We start from the raw sequence: 17,652 nt of genomic DNA on the forward strand, positions 1-17,652 counted from the left end.
GCGTACACCCCCGCTATTTTAACTTGCGCCCACTTGTTTCAAACATAATGTTTGTCCCTACACCCGTACCCCGGTGTTGCCCTCACTTTGGGGGCGCCCCGCCCCGTCTTGGCCGGGGGGTGCGCCCGCGACACCGTTCTGACCTGGTACTTCGCGGCGGAACCCGTCCGGTGGTGTGGTCGGCACCCTGTGGAATGTGTCATTCCGTATGTGGGGACGCGCTCCTGTCGTCACAACCTTGTCGCACGGACCTTGCCGAATGGGTGGCCATCGGGCCCCGGAGGGGTGATCATGAGGGGACCAGAGCGCACTTCCCATGAGGAGGCACGGGTGGCCGAGACTCTGAAGAAGGGCAGCCGGGTGACCGGCGCCGCGCGCGACAAGCTCGCGGCAGACCTGAAGAAGAAGTACGACGCCGGTGCGAGCATCCGGGCGTTGGCCGAGGAAACCGGCCGTTCGTATGGCTTTGTGCACCGCATGCTCAGCGAGTCGGGCGTCACGCTCCGAGGGCGTGGTGGGGCGACCCGGGGCAAGAAGGCCGCTTCGGCCTGACTCCCCGGACGCCCACGATCCGAGGTGGCCACCCGGTCGGCCGACCGGCCGGGCGGGTGGTTACTGTGCAGTCACTTAGCTGTGCCGCACGGCGGGCCCGGTCCCGCCGTACGTACGGTACGGAGGACGACCGCACCCATCGGAGGCGCTCCATGGCTTCGCCCGCCCAGGACCTTGGTCCCGTACTCGACAAGGACGGCGTACGGCTCACCGTCGACGACGCGGTCGCCACGGTGACGCTGACCAACCCGGCCAAGCGCAACGCGCAGAGCCCCGCTCTGTGGCGGGCGCTGGCCGAGGCGGGCCGGCTGCTGCCGGGCTCCGTGCGTGTCGTGGTGCTCCGTGGCGAGGGCAAGTCCTTCTCCGCCGGGCTCGACCGGCAGATGCTCACCCCCGAGGGCATCGAGGGCGATCCGTCGTTCGTCGAGATGGCGCGCGGCAGCGAGGCCGCCCTCGACGCGACCATCGCCGCGTACCAGGAGGCGTTCACCTGGTGGCGGCGCAGTGACATCGTGTCCATCGCGGCCGTGCAGGGGCATGCCATCGGGGCCGGTTTCCAGCTGGCCCTCGCCTGCGACCTGCGGGTCGTCGCCGACGACGTCCGGTTCGCCATGCGCGAGACCAGTCTGGGACTCGTCCCGGACCTGACCGGCACCCATCCGCTGGTCGGGCTCGTCGGGTACGCCCGCGCGCTGGAGATCTGCGCGACCGGGCGGTTCGTCACGGCCGAGGAGGCCGTGCACACCGGACTCGCCAACATCGCCGTGCCCGGCGGCGAACTGGACGCAGCGGTACGGGACCTCGCGGCGGCGCTGCTCGCCGCGCCCCGGGACGCCGTGATCGAGACGAAGGCGCTGCTGAGAGGGGCCGTGGAGCGTACGTACGAGGAGCAGCGGATCGCCGAGCGCGCGGCCCAGGGCCGCCGGCTGCGGGACTTGGCAGGTCTCGGCGAATGAGCAGCCCGTGACGCTCCGGCGGGCGTCAGTCGACCTCCGTGACCAGGACCGCCACCGTCGGGCGATCCGGCAGGGCGGCCGACACCGCCGAGCGGACCGCGCGGGCCACGTCCAGCGCCCGGTGGTCCGCCCCGACGGCGAGGTCCACGCGCGCGTGGCGGCCGGCCAGGGAGGCGACGCCGGCCGCCTGCGGTGACGACGCCAGGTGCACCGCGCGGCCGAGCACGCCCGTCAGCCGGGAGACCCCCGGTACGGCGAGCGCGGCAGCGGCGACCCGGCCCTCGTCGGACCCACCGGACTCCGGGACCTCGGACGGGGCACCGGCCGGTCCGGCCGCCGGTCCGTCGGCCGTGTCCTTCGCCCCGCCCTCCGCCTCGGGGCCCGCCGCTGTCCCGGCCTCCGCGGCCAGCAGCTCCGTCACCCGCAGGTCGACCTCCGTCACCACCAGCCCGATCCGCTCCGCCGCGGCCCGCGACAACGCCGTCCGCAGCCGGTCCGCGGCCGCCGGCAGCGGCTCCGCCGCCGTGGCCGCGAACCGGGCCGTCACGCGCAGCGGGCCCGGCGGCAGGGCGCTGGGCGGAGGCGGCACCACCGGCTCACCGGCGTCCTCCGGGGCGGCGAGCGCGATCCGCAGGCCGTCCAGGCGCACGTCCGGCTCGGCCCGCGCCACCGCGCGCCGCAGAACCTCCCCGGCGGCCCTCTCGGAGATCCACGCCCCGTCCCGCGGTCCGCCCAGCGGCAGAAGCCTGCCCAGCCCCAGCTGCTGCCGCACTGCCCGAGTCCATCCGTCCGCCGTCATTCCCCCAGCCTGCCGTATCCATGGCGCGCCACGCCGCATTGGCGCATACGGTGGTTCCCGTGGACGACGATCGGAAGGGACGTACGGCGATGAGCGACACCACGGACGGCGGCTCCACGCGGGCCGCCGACCTCGAGAAGAGCGGGCCGGACATCTCCGCGGGCAAGGGGCCGGGCGCCCGGCGTGGCGGAGGCGACGCCGCCACCCGCGGCCGTACCACGATCGCCGACGGCGTCGTGGAGAAGATCGCGGGCCTCGCCGCGCGGGACGTGCTCGGCGTGCACGCCATGGGCAGCGGCCTGTCCCGGACCTTCGGAGCCGTGCGCGACCGGGTGCCGGGCGGATCGAAATCGGTGACCCGCGGAGTGAAGGTCGAGGTCGGCGAGGTGCAGACCGCGCTCGACCTGGAGATCATCGTCGACTACGGCGTCTCCATCGTCGATGTCGCCAGAGCCGTACGGGAGAACGTCATCGCGGCGGTCGAGCGGATGACGGGCCTCGAGGTGGTCGAGGTCAACATCGCGGTGAGCGACGTGAAGCTGCCGGACGAGGAGGACGAGGAGTCGGAAAGCCGCCTCCAGTGAGGAACCGCGCGGCGAACGGGTGTCCCCGGCCGCGAGGACGGCGGACCGCTGAGGAGTTCGAGGAGCTGAGGAGCGCACCATGAGCATGGCCGTGGCCGGCATGATCGCCGGCATGGCACTGGGCTTCGCCGGATACTTCGGCGGATTCGGTGCCTTCCTGCTGGTGGCGGCCCTGGGCGCCATCGGTTTCGTCGTCGGGCGGTTCCTCGAGGGGGACCTGGAGTTCGGCGACTTCTTCCGTACCCGTGACAATCGGCGGCGGTGACCCCCGTGGGACCGGTGCGCACGGGGGAGGCTGAAGCCGGGGGTGCCCCGGCCGTCGTGGAGCCGCGTGAGCGCGGTGCGACCAGGATCGCCGACCGGGTGGTCGCGAAGATCGCCTCCCAGGCGGCCCGCGAGGCGGTCGGGCCGCTGCCCCCGGACGCCGAGCAGCCCTACGCCACGGTCGTCGTCCACCACGACGACACCGCGCGGGTCCGCGTCCATGTCGAACTCGGCTATCCCGGTGACATCGGCGGCCGGTGCGGAGAGGTGCGCCGACAGGTGATCGCACGGGTGTCCACGCTGGCGGGCATGCAGGTGCCGGAGGTCGCCGTCCAGGTGGAACGGCTGCATCTGGCGGCGGCCCTCGACACAGCCCCGGGGAGGACCCGATGAGCGGACCCGGTCCTGCCGAGGAGGCCACGGGCACCGTCCTGGAGAAGCCACCGCCGCCCGAGCCGGACGACGCCGCGGGCGTGGGCCCCCGTCGCTTCTGGTCGGCCCGCAGGATCCCCGCCGGCCTGCTCGCGCTGCTGCTCCTGGTGATCGTTGCCGCGTTCCTGTACGACATCGCCGCGGTGCGCGCCGACCGGCCCGCGATGAGCTGGCGCCGGGAACTCGCCGGCCAGCTGGCCACGCGGCCCCTGGACGACTTCTGGGTGCTGCTGGGCGCCGGAATCGCCGCCCTCCTGGGGCTCTGGCTGCTCCTGCTGGCCCTCACCCCCGGGCTGCGGTCGCTGCTCCCGATGCGCCGCACCCACCCCGACGTCCGCGCCGGTCTCGACCGGGACGCGGCGGTGACGGTACTGCGGGACCGGGCCGTGGATGTCGCCGGGGTGCGGTCGGTACGAGTGCGGGTGACCCGCAAGCGGGCCGATGTCCGCGCGGTGTCGCATTTCCGTGAACTGGACGACGTGCGGGCCGACCTGCGCGCGGTGCTCGCCGACGCGGTCAGGGGCATGGCGCTGTCCCGGCCGCCGGTGCTGGCGGTACGGGTACGGCGTCCCGGCCGGAAGGGGTGAGGGCGGTGATCAGGGCAGTCAACCGTGTCCTGCTGGGAATCGTGGGGCTGCTCCTTGCGGCCCTCGGCGGGGCCGTGCTGGCCGTCGGACTGGGAGCACCGGCGCCGTCCTGGTGGCTGCACGACGGACGGCACGACGTGCTGCTGGACGAGGCCGAGCGGACCCGGTGGCGGGACGCGGGCTGGTGGTGGCCGGTCGTGATCGCCGCCCTCGCGGTCCTCCTCCTGCTCCTCCTGTGGTGGCTGGTCGCGGTGCTGCGCCGACGACGGCTCGCCGAGGTGTTCGTCGCCACCGGCGACGGCGACGAAGCGGTGCTGCGCGGCCGGGCGCTGGAGACCGTACTGGCCCGTGAGGCGGGCCGGCCGGACGGCGTCGAACAGGCCCACGTACGGCTGACCCGCCGCCGCGGCGTCCCGCGGACCCGTGTCCGCCTGCTCCTGGAACCCCACGTCGACCCCGGCACCGCGCTGGACGGGTTCACCACCGGAGCCCTGACCCACGCCCGCGAGTCGGCGGGCCTCACCACCCTCCCGGCCGAGGTCCGTCTCCAGTCCGTCAAACACCGCCCGGAGCGGGTCAGCTGAGCCGTCGGGCCCGTCGGGCCGGGTGCGCGGAGCCGGCCTTCGAACCGTGCGGCCGGACGGGCCCCGGGGCCAGTGGCTAGAACCCGTGCCGTACCCCGCCGTCCACCGGGACCATGACGCCCGTGACGTAGGAGGCGGCCGGGGAGAGGAGGAAGGCTGCGGTGCGGCCGAATTCCGCCGGGGTGCCGTAGCGGCGCAGCGGGATGCGGGACTGGGCCGCCTGGCGGGTGGCCTCCGGGTCGGCGGAGAGGGAGTCGAGCTCACGGACGCGGTCCGTGTCGATGCGTCCCGGGAGCACGCCCACGACACGGATGCCGCGCGGGCCCAGCTCGTCCGCGAGGGACTTGGCGAAGCCGGCCAGCCCCGGGCGCAGCCCGTTGGAGATGGCCAGACCGGCCAGCGGCTCGTGCACCGAGCCGGACAGCACGAAGCCGATGACACCGCCCTCGCCCAGCTCCGCCGCGGCGGCCCGGGCCAGCCGCACCGCACCCAGGAACACCGACTCGAACGCCGACTGCCACTGCTCGTCGGTGGTGTCGGCGACGAACCCGGGCGGGGGGCCGCCCACGCTGACGAGGATGCCGTCGAAACGGTGGAAGCGTTCACGCGCGGTGCCGATCAGCCGTGCCGCCGCCTCGGGGTCGGCGTTGTCGACCGCCACGCCGACCGCGTCCGGTCCCAGATCGGCGGCCGCCTCGGCGACGCTCTTCTCCCCCCGTCCCGTGACGACCACCTTCGCGCCGTCGGCGACCAGCTCGCGCGCGGTGGCGTTGCCCAGCCCGCGGGTCGCTCCGGTGACGACGTACACCCGGTCCTTCAGCCCAAGATCCATGGCGTCTATTCTGCCTTCCGGTCGCCGAACAGCGTGAGAGCGGTGTGCACCAGGCCGATGTGGCTGAACGCCTGCGGGAAGTTGCCCAGCAGCCTCCCGTCCGCCGGGTCGTACTCCTCCGCCAGCAGCCCCACGTCGTTGGCCAGCCCCATCAGCCGTTCGAACAGCTCGCGCGCCTCCTCGGTCCGGCCCGTCATGTGCAGGGCGTCCGCGAGCCAGAACGAGCACACCAGGAAGGTGCCCTCCACGCCGGGCAGACCGTCGACTCCGGCACCGTCCGCGGTGTAGCGGCGGACGAACCCGTCCGGTCCCAGCTCCGCGCGGATCGCGTCGATGGTGCCGACCACCCGCGGATCGTCGGGCGGCAGGAAGCCCGTACGCGGGATCAGCAGCAGCGAGGCGTCGAGTTCCCGCGAGCCGTAGTACTGCGTGAAGGTGTTCCGTGCCGGGTCGTACCCCTTCTCGCACACCTCACGGTGCACCTCGTCGCGCAGCGTGCGCCAGCCGTCGATGTCGCCCTCGAGGCCGGGATCCTCCTCCATGGCGCGCACGGAACGGTCGGCGGCCACCCACACCATCACCTTGGAGTGCACGAAGTGCCGCCGGCCGCCCCGCACCTCCCACAGCCCCTCGTCGGGCAGCCGCCACGCCGAGCGCAGGAAGTCCAGCAGCACCGTCTGCAGCGCCCACACGTCCGGCTTCGGGGACAGGCCCGAACGCCGGGCCAGTGCCAGCGTGTCCACGACCTCCCCGTACACGTCCAGTTGGAGCTGGCCGACGGCGTCGTTGCCGATCCGGACCGGAGTGGAGCCGCCGAAGCCGGGGAGCCACGGCAGTTCGTACTCGGGCAGCCGCCGCTCACCCGCCACCCCGTACATGATCTGAAGATCCCCCGGATCGCCGGCCACCGCGCGCAGCAGCCAGTCGCGCCAGGCCTCCGCCTCCTCCTGGTACCCGGCCGCCAGCAGCGCGCTCAGGGTCATCGTGGAGTCGCGCAGCCAGCAGTAGCGGTAGTCCCAGTTGCGCACTCCGCCCAGCTCCTCCGGCAGGGAGGTGGTGGGCGCGGCGACGATCCCGCCGGTGGGCGAGTAGGTGAGGGCCTTGAGCGTGATCAGGGACCGTACGACCTCGTCCCGGTACGGTCCGTCGTACCGGCACCGGGACGCCCACGCACGCCAGTCCTCGATGCTGTGCCGCAGCGAGGCGTACGGGTCGACCAGCGGCGGGCGCGGCTCGTGGGAGGGGTGCCAGGTGAGGACGAACACGACCCGCTCGCCCGGCGCGACCGTGAACTCGCCGTACGTGGTGCGGTCCTCGCCCCAGCTGCGTACCTCGGGCTCCATGCGCAGCCACACCGAGTCCGGCCCGGCGACCGCCACCCGGTGGCCGTCCGCCTTGCGTATCCAGGGCACCACCGAGCCGTAGTCGAAGCGCAGCCGGAGTGTGCTGCGGACGGTCACCTCACCGCGTACGCCCTCCACGATGCGCACCAGGTCGGGTGCGCGGTCGCGCTGCGGCATCAGGTCCGTGACGCGCACCAGGCCCTCGTCGGTCTCCCACTCGGTGTCCAGGACGAGGGTGTCCTGGCGGTAGGCGCGGCGGGTGCAGCGCTCGGCGCCGACGGGAGCGATGCGCCAGTGACCGTTGTTCTCGTCGCCGAGCAGCCGGGCGAAACAGGAGCCGGAGTCGAAGCGGGGCAGGCAGAGCCAGTCGACGGAGCCGTCCGTGCCCACCAGGGCAGCGGTCTGTTCGTCGCCGATGAGCGCGTAGTCCTCGATAGCGTGCACGAGGTGCGGATGCCCGGCCGCCGGGTGTGGCAATCAGGGTGGAGCCGGGTGAGTGACGGGCTACACCGCCGCGGGTTCCGTGTCCTGCGTGTCCTCGGCGTCCGCCGCAGCGGCCGCCTCCTGCTCCGCCTTCTCCGCCCGCTCGCGGGCCTCGCGGCGGACCAGGACCACCCAGCCGACGGGGACGCCCGCGGCGAACAGCCACCACTGCCAGGCGTACGCCAGGTGCGGGCCGATCGCGTCGTGCTCGGGGGAGGGGACCGGCTCCGGGGTGTCACCGCTCGGCCCGGGGCCGGTCAGGTCCACGTAGCCGCCGAGGACCTCCTTGCCGAGCCGCTCGGCCTCCAGCTCACTGTTGATCAGCATGATCTGCCGGTCCGGCAGGCCCTCGAGGTTCTTGATGCCGCTGTCCTCGGTCGTCTGGTCCTGCATCAGCCGTCCGGTGATGGTGAGCTCACCCCCGGGAGGTGCGGGAACCTTCGGGAACGCGGTCTGGCTCGGACCGTCCGCGGGGATCCAGCCCCGGTTGACCAGCAGGACCTTGCCGTCGTCGAGGACGAAGGGGGTCAGGACGTGGTAGCCGACCTCCTCGTCCGCGTTGGTGCGGCGGCGCACGACGACCTCGTCGGCGGTGTCGAAGCTGCCCTTCGCCGTCACGCTGCGGTACAGGTCGTCCTCGTCGACCTTCGCCCCGGGAGCGGTCAGGGACTCGGCGGGCACCGGCTCCGCCGCCAGGGAGCCGGCGATCACCTGGTTCAGGGCCACCCGGCGCTCGTGACGGTGCAACTGCCAGAAGCCCAGCTCGACCATCGTCGGGATCAGCACGAGTGCCAGGAGAGTGAGGATCACCCACTGGCGGGACAACAGGAAGCGGTACACCCCACGACCGTACAACCAGGGCCGTGGGGTGCATTCAGGCGGGTACGTCCTCACACCCGGTCGACGATCCCCGCCCTTCCCTCCGCGCGGGCGCAGTGGGCACCGCAGTACCAGTGGCCCTCGGCCTCCACTCCCTGGCCGATGATCTGCACCCGGCAGTGCTCGCAGATCGGGGCCATGCGGTGGATCGCACAGGAGAAGCAGTCGAAGACGTGCACCGCGCCCTGGGCGTGCACCTCGAAGGTCATTCCGTAACTGTTGCCGCACACTTCGCATGTCGCCATGCGCCACAGGGTGGGCCGTCGGTGCGGCGCGGGGCGAGCGGGCGGCGGGCGAGTCGCCCGTCAATCACCCGTCCGCAGGGTCGGCCGTCCACCGCGGGAGGCGGGCAGCCCGCCCGTACGGGGCCGGCCCGCGGGCGTACGGCCGGCCGCTTCGCGCGTACGGTCAGCTCTCCGAAGCGGGCTCGACGTCGCCCAGCAACTGCCCGAAGGCCGCCTCGTCCACGACCGGGGTGCCGTACTGCCGGGCCTTGACCACCTTGGACGTGCCGGAGTCCGGATCGTTGGTGACCAGGAGGCTGGTCAGCCGGGAGATGCTGGTGGCGACATGCAGCCCGGCCTCGGTCGCCCGGTCCTCCAGCAGGTCCCGCTCCACGGAGGTGTCGCCGGAGAAGGCGACCCGCATGCCCTGCTTGAGCGGCCTGTCCGGTGTGTACCGGCCCGGGTTGGGGTACGGGCACGCGGGCCGCTTGCGGGACGGGCGCCAACCGGTGGGCCGGTAACCACCGCCGTGGCCCGCCTGCTGCCCGAGGCGGGGCCGGTCCGTCCACTCCGTCAGCGGCAGGCACTCGAGCAGGGGCAGCCGTACGCCGCGCGCCGCCGCGGCCCGCAGGCTGGGCCGGAACACCTCCGCCAGCACCCGCGCGTCGTCCAGCGCGTGGTGCGCGCGCCGCTGAACCACACCGAAGTGCGCGGCGAGCGACTCCAGTTTGTGGTTGGGCAGCGGCAGCGCGAGCTCCTTGGAGAGGGCGATCGTGCACAGCCGCTGTTTCACCGGCGCCTGCGCGTGGGCGCGCGCGTACTCGCGGGCGATCATCTGCCAGTCGAAGACGGCGTTGTGCGCGACGAGCACCCGGCCCTCCAGCCGGGTGGCGAACTCCCCGGCGATGTCGGCGAAGAGGGGCGCCCCCTCGAGCGCGTCGCTCGTCAGGCCGTGTATCCACACCGGGCCGGGGTCCCGCTCCGGATCGACCACCGTGTACCAGTGGTCCTCGACCTCACCGCGCGCGTCCAGCTGGTAGACACCCGCCGAGATGATGCGGTCGTCCCGGGCGAGCCCCGTGGTCTCCACGTCGACGACCGCGTATCCCTGCGGGTAGGCGGCCGGCCACGCGCCGGGGGAGGACGCTTCGGTCGTGAGGTCTTCGAGCATGGTTCACGAGGATACGGGCCACCTCCGACAGACCCGTCCGTCAGGTACCGCGCGGGGCCCGCGTCTTCGGATACCGGGAATATCCGAAGAAGTGTGCGGGGTGCTGCCTCCGGCACTGCTCCTGTGCCGTCCCGGCGGCCGCTCGTCGCAGCCGCCCGTCCTGGGCCGGGGCAAAGCCGTGCGAGGGCGGACGGTTCGGGTGGGCGTTGCCGCCGTTGCCGCCGTTGCCGCCGCTCCCGTCGGGCCGCCGCGCGGAGGGGGCGGCCCTCCGCGTGTGCGCGCACGGGCCTCCGGCTCACCCGCGAGGACCGGAAGGTTGTGGCGGCCCTCCGCGTGTGCGCGCACGGGAGTCGGTAGCGGCGAGGGCGCGGCTCGGATGCGATGCTTCCGATGTGACGGAACCGGCGGAACCGGCGGAACCGGCGGAACCGGCGGAACCGACGCATGGCGGGGCATCCGACGGGACGCCCCACGAGACGCCCGGCGAGGCGAAGGGGGAAGCGCACGGCGGCTCCATGGCCGTACGGCGCAACTGGCTGCGAGCGGCGGTCCTCGGAGCCAACGACGGCATCGTCTCCACCGCGGGCCTCGTCGTCGGCGTGGCCGGGGCGACCGATGACCGCACCGCTCTGCTGACCGCCGGACTGGCCGGCCTGATCTCCGGTTCCACGTCGATGGCGGCAGGCGAGTACGTCGCCGTCTCCTCCCAGCGCGCCTCGGAGAAGGCCGCCCTCGCGAACGAACGACGGGAGCTGAAGGAGCGGCCCGAGGCCGAGCTGGAGGAACTGACCCGACTGCTCCAGGAACGCGGCCTGTCGCGGGAAGTGGCACAGGAGGCGGCCGTCCAGCTGACGGAGCGCGACGCCCTGTGGGCGCACGCGGACATGGAGCACGGCATCGACCCCGACACGCTCGTCAACGCCCGGCACGCAGCAGGCGCGAGCTTCCTGGCGTTCACCCTGGGAGCGCTGCTGCCGCTGCTGGCCATGGTGCTGCCGCCGGCCGACCTGCGGCTCCCGGTCACGGTCGTCTCCACACTGACCGCCCTCGTCCTCACGGGCTGGAGCAGCGCCCGCCTGGGCGCGGCGCCGCCGGGACGCATGATCCTGCGCAACACGGCGGGCGGCGCCCTGGCCATGGGCCTGACCTACCTGGCGGGGACCCTGGTGGGGGCCACAGGGGTGTAGGGCCTGGCCGGCGGATCATGCCGGAGACACGGAGACACGGAGACACGGAGACACGGAGACACGGAGACACGGAGACACGGAGACACGGAGACACGGAGGCCGGCACGCCCCCTCCCGGGCTCTTCGAGCAGAGGGCGCCCCCGGCGTCCGTCCCTCACCAGCGGATCGGCACCGGCAGCGCCGTCAGAAGGCCCGACACCGCCACCACCAGGGCCAGGACGTACGCCTCCGCCCACGCGGGAATGCGGGCGCTCAACGGATCGGCCGCGCGGGCCAGCCGGATCCGGGCCCACAGGGCGAGGGCCGCGACCCCGGCCATCAGGATCACCTTGGCGAGCAGCGCACGCCCGTACGCCGTGTCCGTCAACTGCCCCAGGATCGTCCCCGGCGGCATCCGGCGCAGCGAACTGCACACCCCGGTCGCCGTGACGGTGACGAGCAGAACGGCCGCCACGCGCGCGTACAGCCCCAGCAGTACACCGCCCGCCGGCGAGCCCCGCCACGCGCGCATCGTGCGCAGCGCGTACAGCAGGCCGCCCGCCCAGAGCGAGGCGCACACCAGATGGATCAGCGTCAGCCCGGAGCCGACCAGTGGGGTGTACTCGGTCCCGGGGTGCGCGCGCAGGGCCTCGGCGACGACGACCGCGGCCAGCGGCCAGACCTGCGTACCCGGACGGCCGGAGGCGGCGCACAGGGCCGCGCCGAGGAACGCGTTGACCTCCAGGAGGGCGAGCCTGCCCTCCCGCGAGTCGTACAGACCGCCCACGTCGATGGCGGCGAGGCTGTCGGGCACCAGGTTCCCGGTGGCCACGACGGAGGCGAGCCCGAGGGCGGCCAGGAACCCGACGGAGTTCGCGACGGTGGACCAGCCGCGCGGCACGGCCGGGGGAGCGTCGGGCACGGACCGCAGCAGCCGTTTCACGAACAGTTCGCCGACGGGTACGGCCAGCGCCGCGAACAGCACCGTCCGCAGCAGGGCTATGCCGCCGGTGCCGGGCGCGGCGGCCTCACCGGTTTCGTGCAGGGCCGGGGACGGGCCGAGGAGCGGTATCAGTGCGGCCAGGGCCACCAGCACGACGACGGCGGTGGCCGGGCCGGTGCCGAAACGCCGCGTACTCCCGTGCGCACCGGTCGCCCCGGACCCGGGATTGGTCAGAGTCACCCCAGGATCTTCACAAGGGCTCACAGAACGGGCAAGCGCGGGGCGGAGGATGCGGGGTATATGTCATGAAAAGGCCCTGTCCGGCGTCCAGTCGACTGCCCGTCACATCCATCGAGCCGCGTCGGTGCCCCACGGCCGGGGCGGGCGGGGCCAGTCGCGGGGACCGTCGGCGAACGACACCGGGGAGCGGGCGTACCGCAGCCTCCCCAGGGAGCTGTCCGTCTCCGTGAGCCACTCGTCGGCGGGCCCGCCCGCAGCCGGATCGGGGACGGAGGCGCCTTCCGCGGCCGGTTCGCCGTCCGGCGCACGCGTGGGTGCGGCCCCCTCCAGCAGCCAGGCGGCCGTCCGCGCCAGCGCCAGTCGTACGAACCGGCTGCCGCCCTCGTCCTCCTGCTCGGTCAGTGCCCGCAGCACCGCCGCCGCCAGCAGGTACCCGGTGCCGTGGTCGAGGGCCTGCGCCGGGAGCACCCCCGGCCGCCCGGTCGAACCCTCGCTCGCCGCGATCCCCGTAGCCGCCTGCACCAGGCTGTCGAAGCCGCGCCGGTCGCCCCACGGCCCGTACGCACCCCACGCCGACAGCTCGGCCACGACCACGCCGGGCCGGCGCTCGGCCAGCGCCTCGGGGCTCAGTCCCAGGCGTTCCAGGGACCCCGGCCGGTACCCGGTGACCACCACGTCCGCCACCGCGAGCAGTTCCTCGAACGTGTCCCGGCCGGCCGCCAGATCCAGCAGGGCCGAGCGCTTCCCGAACCCCGTGTCGGTGTGCTGGTCGGGGAGTTCGGGCAGTCCCGGCGGGTCCAGGCGCAGCACGTCCGCGCCGAGCAGGGCGAGCGTGCGGGTGGCGACAGGCCCCGCGACGACCCGGGTCAGGTCCAGCACCCGCAGCCCCGCCGCGGGCAGCAGCGGAGCGCGGTCCACGGGGGTGAGCACCCGCGCGGGCGCGGAATCCAGCCGCCCGCGCTCCACCAGCGGCCGCCGCGCCACGGCCGCCGCCTGCTCGTGCGCCGCCCACCCGGCGGGCGTGCGCAGGGCGATGGCGAGGCCCCCGGCGGCGTACACGGTCTCCTCGGCCTCCGCGGCCGACCGCGCGGCGAACGCCGCCGCCACCGCCTCCGGCTCGTCGGACGTACCCAGCGCGGCGAGCAGCCGGGCCCGGTGGTGCGGGTAGTTGGCGTGCGTGCGCACCCATCCGTCGGCCGTGCGCCAGAACCGCGACAGCGGAGCGAAGTTCACCGGAGCCCGCCCGCCGACCAGCAGATGCCGCTCACTGACGAACGCCGCCGCCACCGCCCCGTCGTCCACCCGCACCGCGGGCGTCCCGGGGAGCGCGGAACCACCGGGACGGCGGGACCCCGCCCGTCGCGCACCCAGTTCGGCCGCGGCCAGCGCACACGCGCCCACGCAGGCGCGCGCCAACCCCCGTACCGGCAGCCGCGCGGGAAGCACTTCGGGCCGCTCGACGGTCGTCACACGCGTGAGCAGGGCCGGGTCTCCGCCCACCGAGGACCAGGCGGCCGTGAGGCCGGGGCCGGGGCGGGAGCCGGGGGAGGGGCGGTCGGTGTCGGTCATGGGCGCACTATGCGGTATCGGCCGGCCGGCAGCGCAGAGGGCCGGACGAATGACCGCCCGGCCCCCTCTCACTCACCCACCGGCCCCGCAGGACGCTTCAGCGCTTCACCGCGCGCAGCGCGTCGACGATGCCGGCACCGTAGAAGCCGTTGACCCGGCTGCCGCCCTCGCACGTCGCGTCCTGCTCGCCGTCGCCGTCCTGGTCGTACGACTCCGGGCAGCCCGGGTTGTTCGCCTGCGCCTTCAGCAGCGCCTGGAGCATGGCCGGGGTCGCCCACGGGTGCTTGGACTTCAGCAGCGCGGCGACACCGGCGGCGTGCGGCGCGGCCATCGACGTGCCCTGCAGGAAGGCGTACTCGCCGTTCGGCATGGTGGACAGGATGCGGCCGTTCTTCGACGGGGTGTCGGGCGTCTGGTAGCGCCCGTCGCCGCCCGGCGCGGCCACGTCGACGACACCCTCGCCGTACGTGGAGTAGTACGACTTGAGGTTCTGCACGCCCGTCGCGCTGACCGTGACCACGCCGGGGAGCTGGGTCGGCAGGTCGAAGCACTCGGACGGGTCGATGGTGCGCTCGACCGGAGTGGTGTCGTTGGGGCTGGAGGCGTCGTCGATCGCGTCCGAGGCCAGGTCGTGGTTGGAGTTGCCGGCCGACGCGACGTGCAGGGTGCCCTTGCGCTGGGCGTACTTCTGGGCCCGGTTGACCGCGTCGACGATCGCCCGCTGGTCCGGGTCGTCCACACAGTTGTAGAGCCACGGGTCGACGTAGTAGCTGTTGTTCGTGATCTCCACGCCGTGGTCGGCGGCGAACACGAAGGCGCAGACGACGTTCTCCGGGTAGAACAGCCCGTTGTCCGGGTCGCTCACCTTGATGGACGAGACCTTGACGCCGGGCGCGACACCGGCGACGCCGACGCCGTTGCGGGCCGCGGCGATCTCACCGGCCACGTGGGTGCCGTGGTAGTCCCCGTCCGTGTACGGGCGCCAGGCACCCTCGCTGGTGTCCGCCTTGCCGCCGACGCAGTTGGCCGACTGGGCGGCGGAGAAGTTCGGCTCGAGGTCGGGGTGGGAGTCGTCCACGCCGGTGTCGATCACGGCGACGGTCACCTTGCGGCTGCCCGGGTTGATCTGCGCGGCCTTGTCGGCGCCGATCGCGCGCAGGTCCCACTGGTCGGCCTCGAGCGGCTCGCTGCCGGGTGTCCGCGCGGAGGCGGCCCGCGTCCTGGCGGCCTCCGCGGCCGTCACGTAGTCCGCCGCGCCCTCCTCCATCGTCCCCGCGGGGACCAGCGGGGCGGTGCGGGTCGCACCGGCCGACCGCACCCCGCGCACGGTGCGCATCTCCTGCGCGAAGGCGGGGTTCGCCGAGTGGACGACGATCACACCGATCCGGTCGTACGTGACCACGACGGTCCCGCCGGCCGCGGCGACCGCCTTCTCCACCGACGCGATCGTGCGGCGGTCCGTCCTGGTGTTGACGACGTACGCCAGACCGGGGGCGTCCGTCGCCCGCTCCGCCGCCTGCTCGTTCGCCCGTTCAGCTGCGGCCGATGCCGCCTGCGGAGCCGCCGAGGCCGCCGCCGGCAGGAAGCCGAGCGAGACGGTCAGGGACAGCGCGACGGGCACGGCGAGAGCGAGCCGGCGTCTGGAACGCAGATGAGCCATGGGGTCTCCACATCATCCGGAAACAAAACCGGCCCGAGGCACAGGTGGTGCTCGGGCAGGTACATGACGGGTGGTGCAGTGCGAAGCTATCCCGCGCTGCCGTCGGCCAGCAACGTTTTGTCGGCCACGCCTTCGGAAAACGTCCACGCAAAAGAAGCACGGGGGGTTGAACCGGTCCTCGCGTGGCGCCGTGACGTTGTGCAGGGAGCGCGAGGACACTCGCCCCCGTCCGACCCGCACCCGCACCGCGAGGAGACTCCGTGGCCGCCGAAGCACCGCCCCCCTCAGCAGAGCAACACAAACTCCCCACGCCCGAGGAGTTCACCGAGGTGCAGGAGAGCGCTGAGTTCGGTGAACTGCGCCGCTCCTACCGCTCCTTCGCCTTTCCCCTGACCGTCGGCTTCATCGTCTGGTACCTGTTGTACGTGCTGCTCTCGAACTACGCGGGCGGCTTCATGGGCGCCAAGCTGTTCGGCAACATCAACGTCGCCTTCGTCTTCGGCGTCCTGCAGTTCGTCACCACGTTCCTCATCGCGTGGTGGTACTCCCGGCACGCCGCCACCCATCTCGACCCCAAGGCCGAGGCCATCAAGACGCGTATGGAGGGCGGCGCATGAGCCCCTCGATGACCACCGTCCAGCTCGCCGCGAACGAGGCGAGCGAGCACCGCCCGCTCATCATCACCCTGTTCGCGCTGTTCGTCCTCGCGACCCTCGGCATCACCGTGTGGGCAGGCCGCCAGACCAAGAGCGCCGCCGACTTCTACGCGGGCGGACGCCAGTTCAGCGCCTTCCAGAACGGGCTCGCGGTCTCCGGCGACTACATGTCGGCCGCGTCCTTCCTCGGCATCGCGGGCGCCATCGCCCTCTTCGGCTACGACGGCTTCCTCTACTCCATCGGGTTCCTGGTCGCCTGGCTGGTCGCCCTGCTCCTGGTCGCCGAGCCCCTGCGGAACTCCGGCCGGTACACCATGGGCGACGTCCTGGCCTACCGCATGCGCCAGCGCCCCGTGCGCACCGCCGCGGGCACCTCCACCATCGTCGTCTCGATCTTCTACCTGCTGGCCCAGATGGCGGGCGCCGGCGTGCTCGTCTCACTGCTCCTCGGCATCACCTCCGACGCGGGCAAGATCCTCATCGTCGCCCTCGTCGGTCTCCTGATGATCGTGTACGTCTCCATCGGCGGCATGAAGGGCACCACCTGGGTGCAGATGGTCAAGGCCGTGCTGCTCATCGGCGGCACCATCCTGATCACCTTCCTGGTGCTGCTGAAGTTCAACTTCAACATCTCCGACCTGCTGGGCAGCGCCGCCGAGAACAGCGGCAAGGGCGACGCCTTCCTCGAGCCCGGCCTCCAGTACGGCGCGGACGGCACCACCAAGCTGGACTTCCTCTCGCTCGGCATCGCCCTGGTGCTCGGTACCGCCGGCCTGCCGCACATCCTGATCCGCTTCTACACGGTGCCCAACGCCAAGGCCGCCCGTAAGTCCGTGAACTGGGCCATCGGCATCATCGGCGGCTTCTACCTGATGACCATCGCCCTCGGTTTCGGCGCCGCCGCGCTGATCTCCCAGGACGAGATCATCGCCTCCAACCCGTCAGGCAACACGGCCGCCCCGCTGCTCGCCCTGCACCTGGGCGGCGTCGACTCGGCCTGGGGCGCGATCCTGCTCGCCACCATCTCGGCGGTCGCCTTCGCCACGATCCTCGCCGTGGTCGCCGGCCTCACCCTCGCCTCGTCGTCCTCCTTCGCGCACGACATCTACGCCAACGTCATCCGCAGGGGGCAGGCCACCGGAGCGGAGGAGGTCCGCGCGGCCCGCTGGGCGACCGTCTTCATCGGCGTCGTCTCCATCGGCCTGGGCGCCCTCGCCCGCGACCTGAACGTGGCCGGCCTGGTCGCACTGGCCTTCGCGGTCGCCGCCTCCGCCAACCTGCCGACGATCCTCTACAGCCTGTTCTGGAAGCGGTTCACCACCCAGGGCGCCCTGTGGTCGATCTACGGCGGCCTCATCGTCGCCGTCGGTCTGGTGCTGTTCTCGCCCGTCGTCTCCGGCGACCCCAAGGCGATGTTCCCCGACGTCGACTTCGCGTGGTTCCCGCTGAAGAACCCGGGCATCATCTCCATCCCGTTCGGCTTCCTGATGGGCTGGCTCGGCACCGTCCTGTCGAAGGAGGAGCCCGACGTCAAGAAGTTCGCGGAGCTGGAGGTCCGGTCGCTGACCGGCACCGGCGCCCACTGACCGGGCCGATCGAGCCGACCGGCCCGACCATCGAGCCGATCGAGCCGATCGGCACCCCTTCCGGGCCCCGGGGCGGGGGGGCCGGGGGGGCCCGGCCCAGCCGCCGCCGACCCCCCGGCCCAAGCAGACGCACGCGCAAAAA

The 17,652-nt window shown here is 73.1% G+C and carries 19 protein-coding genes; 10 read left to right on the plus strand and 9 right to left on the minus strand.

Annotated features, from left to right (window positions below):
- Positions 1-330: 330 nt before the first annotated feature.
- Positions 331-552, plus strand: coding sequence for a helix-turn-helix domain-containing protein (locus ACFWVE_RS26305; RefSeq protein ID WP_018567695.1), 222 nt, complete (start codon positions 331-333; stop codon positions 550-552).
- A 152-nt stretch (positions 553-704) separates the two neighbouring features.
- The gene (locus tag ACFWVE_RS26310) at positions 705-1,508 is read left to right on the plus strand and encodes an enoyl-CoA hydratase/isomerase family protein (RefSeq protein WP_384018677.1); all 804 of its coding nucleotides are present in this window, start codon (positions 705-707) and stop codon (positions 1,506-1,508) included.
- Positions 1,509-1,533: 25 nt separating this feature from the next.
- Here the strand turns inward: ACFWVE_RS26310 and ACFWVE_RS26315 are convergent, their stop codons facing one another.
- Entirely contained in the window at positions 1,534-2,307 is a 774-nt protein-coding gene (locus ACFWVE_RS26315; RefSeq protein WP_384018680.1) for a nucleopolyhedrovirus P10 family protein, read from the minus strand.
- 89 nt (positions 2,308-2,396) lie between these two features.
- Between ACFWVE_RS26315 and ACFWVE_RS26320 the strand changes: the two genes are divergently transcribed.
- From ACFWVE_RS26320 to amaP, 5 genes are all read left to right on the plus strand, one after another.
- A complete protein-coding gene (locus ACFWVE_RS26320; protein ID WP_384018718.1) occupies positions 2,397-2,891 on the plus strand; it encodes an Asp23/Gls24 family envelope stress response protein in 495 nt (164 codons plus the stop codon).
- 79 nt (positions 2,892-2,970) lie between these two features.
- A complete protein-coding gene (locus tag ACFWVE_RS26325) occupies positions 2,971-3,156 on the plus strand; it encodes a hypothetical protein (RefSeq protein ID WP_257849744.1) in 186 nt (61 codons plus the stop codon).
- 5 nt (positions 3,157-3,161) lie between these two features.
- The gene (locus ACFWVE_RS26330; protein WP_384018721.1) at positions 3,162-3,548 is read left to right on the plus strand and encodes a hypothetical protein; all 387 of its coding nucleotides are present in this window, start codon (positions 3,162-3,164) and stop codon (positions 3,546-3,548) included.
- Positions 3,545-4,174, plus strand: coding sequence for a DUF6286 domain-containing protein (locus ACFWVE_RS26335; RefSeq protein WP_384018683.1), 630 nt, complete (start codon positions 3,545-3,547; stop codon positions 4,172-4,174). Before ACFWVE_RS26330 ends, ACFWVE_RS26335 begins: the two co-directional genes overlap by 4 nt.
- Positions 4,171-4,758 (plus strand): alkaline shock response membrane anchor protein AmaP, encoded by a 588-nt coding sequence (gene amaP, locus ACFWVE_RS26340; protein WP_384018686.1) that lies wholly within the window; start codon positions 4,171-4,173, stop codon positions 4,756-4,758. The genes ACFWVE_RS26335 and amaP overlap by 4 nt, the downstream gene beginning before the upstream one ends.
- Before the next feature lie 76 nt (positions 4,759-4,834).
- On the opposite strand, the gene ACFWVE_RS26345 is transcribed toward amaP, so the two are convergent.
- From ACFWVE_RS26345 to ACFWVE_RS26365, 5 genes are all read right to left on the minus strand, one after another.
- Complete coding sequence (locus ACFWVE_RS26345; protein ID WP_384018690.1) at positions 4,835-5,590, minus strand: SDR family oxidoreductase; 756 nt, start codon at positions 5,588-5,590, stop codon at positions 4,835-4,837.
- 5 nt (positions 5,591-5,595) lie between these two features.
- Entirely contained in the window at positions 5,596-7,377 is a 1,782-nt protein-coding gene (locus tag ACFWVE_RS26350) for a glycoside hydrolase family 15 protein (protein WP_384018693.1), read from the minus strand.
- Between the two features lie 60 nt (positions 7,378-7,437).
- Positions 7,438-8,256 (minus strand): SURF1 family protein, encoded by an 819-nt coding sequence (locus ACFWVE_RS26355; RefSeq protein ID WP_384018696.1) that lies wholly within the window; start codon positions 8,254-8,256, stop codon positions 7,438-7,440.
- 50 nt (positions 8,257-8,306) lie between these two features.
- Complete coding sequence (locus tag ACFWVE_RS26360) at positions 8,307-8,540, minus strand: hypothetical protein (protein WP_145870071.1); 234 nt, start codon at positions 8,538-8,540, stop codon at positions 8,307-8,309.
- A gap of 163 nt (positions 8,541-8,703) precedes the next feature.
- Positions 8,704-9,690: a DEDDh family exonuclease gene (locus ACFWVE_RS26365; RefSeq protein ID WP_384018699.1), complete on the minus strand. Its 987-nt coding sequence runs from the start codon at positions 9,688-9,690 to the stop codon at positions 8,704-8,706.
- A 515-nt stretch (positions 9,691-10,205) separates the two neighbouring features.
- Between ACFWVE_RS26365 and ACFWVE_RS26370 the strand changes: the two genes are divergently transcribed.
- Positions 10,206-10,877: a VIT family protein gene (locus tag ACFWVE_RS26370; RefSeq protein WP_384018724.1), complete on the plus strand. Its 672-nt coding sequence runs from the start codon at positions 10,206-10,208 to the stop codon at positions 10,875-10,877.
- 154 nt (positions 10,878-11,031) lie between these two features.
- On the opposite strand, the gene ACFWVE_RS26375 is transcribed toward ACFWVE_RS26370, so the two are convergent.
- The 3 genes from ACFWVE_RS26375 to ACFWVE_RS26385 form a co-directional block, all read right to left on the minus strand.
- A complete protein-coding gene (locus tag ACFWVE_RS26375; RefSeq protein ID WP_384018702.1) occupies positions 11,032-12,039 on the minus strand; it encodes a CopD family protein in 1,008 nt (335 codons plus the stop codon).
- A gap of 102 nt (positions 12,040-12,141) precedes the next feature.
- A complete protein-coding gene (locus ACFWVE_RS26380; RefSeq protein ID WP_384018704.1) occupies positions 12,142-13,608 on the minus strand; it encodes a CoA transferase in 1,467 nt (488 codons plus the stop codon).
- A 97-nt stretch (positions 13,609-13,705) separates the two neighbouring features.
- Complete coding sequence (locus ACFWVE_RS26385; RefSeq protein ID WP_384018707.1) at positions 13,706-15,268, minus strand: S8 family serine peptidase; 1,563 nt, start codon at positions 15,266-15,268, stop codon at positions 13,706-13,708.
- Positions 15,269-15,528: 260 nt separating this feature from the next.
- Here ACFWVE_RS26385 and ACFWVE_RS26390 point away from each other — a divergent pair, with 260 nt between their 5' ends.
- Positions 15,529-15,885: a DUF485 domain-containing protein gene (locus ACFWVE_RS26390; RefSeq protein ID WP_384018709.1), complete on the plus strand. Its 357-nt coding sequence runs from the start codon at positions 15,529-15,531 to the stop codon at positions 15,883-15,885.
- Entirely contained in the window at positions 15,882-17,510 is a 1,629-nt protein-coding gene (locus ACFWVE_RS26395; RefSeq protein WP_384018712.1) for a cation acetate symporter, read from the plus strand. The genes ACFWVE_RS26390 and ACFWVE_RS26395 overlap by 4 nt, the downstream gene beginning before the upstream one ends.
- Positions 17,511-17,652: the final 142 nt, after the last annotated feature.

This window comes from Streptomyces sp. NPDC058632 (assembly GCF_042717095.1).
Lineage (GTDB): Bacteria > Actinomycetota > Actinomycetes > Streptomycetales > Streptomycetaceae > Streptomyces.

Bases quoted from the DNA above. Each gene is read 5' to 3' on its own strand.
- ACFWVE_RS26345 (WP_384018690.1), bottom strand. From the start codon at position 5,590: ATGGATCTTGGGCTGAAGGACCGGGTGTACGTCGTCACCGGAGCGACC.
- ACFWVE_RS26320 (WP_384018718.1), top strand. From the start codon at position 2,397: ATGAGCGACACCACGGACGGCGGCTCCACGCGGGCCGCCGACCTCGAG.
- ACFWVE_RS26385 (WP_384018707.1), bottom strand. From the start codon at position 15,268: ATGGCTCATCTGCGTTCCAGACGCCGGCTCGCTCTCGCCGTGCCCGTC.
- ACFWVE_RS26315 (WP_384018680.1), bottom strand. From the start codon at position 2,307: ATGACGGCGGACGGATGGACTCGGGCAGTGCGGCAGCAGCTGGGGCTG.
- ACFWVE_RS26310 (WP_384018677.1), top strand. From the start codon at position 705: ATGGCTTCGCCCGCCCAGGACCTTGGTCCCGTACTCGACAAGGACGGC.
- ACFWVE_RS26380 (WP_384018704.1), bottom strand. From the start codon at position 13,608: ATGACCGACACCGACCGCCCCTCCCCCGGCTCCCGCCCCGGCCCCGGC.
- ACFWVE_RS26335 (WP_384018683.1), top strand. From the start codon at position 3,545: ATGAGCGGACCCGGTCCTGCCGAGGAGGCCACGGGCACCGTCCTGGAG.
- ACFWVE_RS26365 (WP_384018699.1), bottom strand. From the start codon at position 9,690: ATGCTCGAAGACCTCACGACCGAAGCGTCCTCCCCCGGCGCGTGGCCG.
- ACFWVE_RS26325 (WP_257849744.1), top strand. From the start codon at position 2,971: ATGAGCATGGCCGTGGCCGGCATGATCGCCGGCATGGCACTGGGCTTC.
- ACFWVE_RS26395 (WP_384018712.1), top strand. From the start codon at position 15,882: ATGAGCCCCTCGATGACCACCGTCCAGCTCGCCGCGAACGAGGCGAGC.
- ACFWVE_RS26370 (WP_384018724.1), top strand. From the start codon at position 10,206: ATGGCCGTACGGCGCAACTGGCTGCGAGCGGCGGTCCTCGGAGCCAAC.
- ACFWVE_RS26360 (WP_145870071.1), bottom strand. From the start codon at position 8,540: ATGGCGACATGCGAAGTGTGCGGCAACAGTTACGGAATGACCTTCGAG.